This window comes from Streptococcus sp. VTCC 12905, assembly GCF_049893385.1.
GTDB classification, from domain to species: domain Bacteria; phylum Bacillota; class Bacilli; order Lactobacillales; family Streptococcaceae; genus Streptococcus; species Streptococcus suis_AA.
Genome location: NZ_JBMVJC010000066.1, coordinates 1 through 1349, shown reverse-complemented (window position 1 = coordinate 1349; position 1349 = coordinate 1). Strand labels below are relative to the sequence as shown.

Here is a 1349-nt window from a genome sequence, read left to right as displayed (position 1 = left end):
AAAGGACTTAGTCCTGTTCAGTACAGAACTAAATCCTTTCACTAATATTTTTTGTCTAACTTTTTGGGGTCAGTACACTATTGACTGTGTCTTATTTATTATAATGGTAAAATGAGTTCCTCTTCTTCCTCAGAGTTGTCCCCACCGACAGCTTTAATTTCAATCATGAGATTGTGAGGCAGACAAACGGAAAGTTCACCTGGTTGGCTAATCCAGCCAGTCATCACAGCAATCTGGTCAGGACTATTGTCCTCTTTGTCACGAATCCGTTCGCCATCAACTTCAATGATGTTGTATTGTCCTTCGTTTGGATAATAGGTAATTTCTTGATGTGGAGTATCTTTTGATAATTCAAATTGATCGACGACCTCACCGTTTATCCTAACATATGCAATGATTTTAGTTTCATTTGATTGTGACGTTAAATGCGTGTATGTAAAAATCGCTGGGACAAAGGATAATAGAAGGGTCAGTCCAATTAATAGATAGTCAAATAATTTGAATTGTTTGAGAATGGATTTGAATGTCATATACAGTCTATTGTATAGAAAAAAACTTACTTTGTAAAATGTTGGATACAGATTACTTTTTCGATTGTTTGAAGAGTAGGATGGCTAACATTCCCCAAAATCCAGCTAGAAGCGGTTTGATTTGTCCAGTGAAAAAACCAATGGAGAAGGTTAGGGCAAAACCTGCAATGAGAAACCAGAGCAGTGGTTTACGATAAAGATGGATAGCTTCTTGGACAGCATTTGCTTCTGGACGGGTAGTTTGCCAGTCACTATTCAAGATTGGAAGTATAGTGAACAGTAAGATAAAGAGTGGTGGATTGTCCCCAGTCAGGTAGCTATGTATATACAGGCCGCAAATTGCTGTATAGGAGAGAACAATCAAAGTGAGTATGAGTTTCGGTTTGTTAACGTTCATCTGTTTTCTCCTTTTTGAAATAAATCCGATAAAGAATAGACAGAGCAAATCCAGCAGGAAGGATGAGGATATGTGGTTTGACATGTCCTAGCCAAATGCCCACGGAATAGGTCAAGGTCATGGCAAACAGGGCAAAGATGGCTTGGATGATATAGTAGCGTTTTTCTTCTTCTGTTTTAAAGGATCTGACAATCTGAATGGCTGGTAACATGAGCAAGAATGAACCGCTAATCGGCTCATTGACCATGTAAGAGTAGATGAAGAATGCAGAAAATAAAGCATAAAATAGAACAAAAACTCGACAGGTTTGTGATATACTCCCCTTATAGTGGACAGTGAAAAAACAAAAATTTTCACTAGAAACTATAAGGGGAGTTTTATTATGTCCAAAAGAAGTCCAAAATCTGTATCTGAGAAACTAG

At 37.7% G+C, this 1349-nt stretch carries 3 protein-coding genes; all 3 read right to left on the bottom strand.

The features are described 5' to 3' along the window. Positions 1-98 precede the first annotated feature (98 nt). The 3 genes from ACPC58_RS11605 to ACPC58_RS11595 are packed head-to-tail and all read right to left on the bottom strand — an operon-like array spanning position 99 to position 1174. Complete coding sequence (locus ACPC58_RS11605; RefSeq protein ID WP_130554677.1) at positions 99-530, bottom strand: NusG domain II-containing protein; 432 nt, start codon at positions 528-530, stop codon at positions 99-101. Positions 531-582: 52 nt separating this feature from the next. Then, on the bottom strand, positions 583-927 hold the full coding sequence (locus ACPC58_RS11600; RefSeq protein ID WP_434066031.1) for a hypothetical protein: 345 nt from the start codon (positions 925-927) through the stop codon (positions 583-585). Further along, positions 917-1174, bottom strand: coding sequence for an MFS transporter (locus tag ACPC58_RS11595; RefSeq protein WP_434066030.1), 258 nt, complete (start codon positions 1172-1174; stop codon positions 917-919). The genes ACPC58_RS11600 and ACPC58_RS11595 overlap by 11 nt, the downstream gene beginning before the upstream one ends. Between the last annotated feature and the right edge of the window lie 175 nt (positions 1175-1349).

What these genes read in the sequence shown, in the direction of transcription:
- ACPC58_RS11605 (WP_130554677.1), bottom strand. Translation starts at nt 530, where the DNA reads ATGACATTCAAATCCATTCTCAAACAATTCAAATTATTTGACTATCTA.
- ACPC58_RS11600 (WP_434066031.1), bottom strand. Translation starts at nt 927, where the DNA reads ATGAACGTTAACAAACCGAAACTCATACTCACTTTGATTGTTCTCTCC.
- ACPC58_RS11595 (WP_434066030.1), bottom strand. Translation starts at nt 1,174, where the DNA reads ATGGTCAATGAGCCGATTAGCGGTTCATTCTTGCTCATGTTACCAGCC.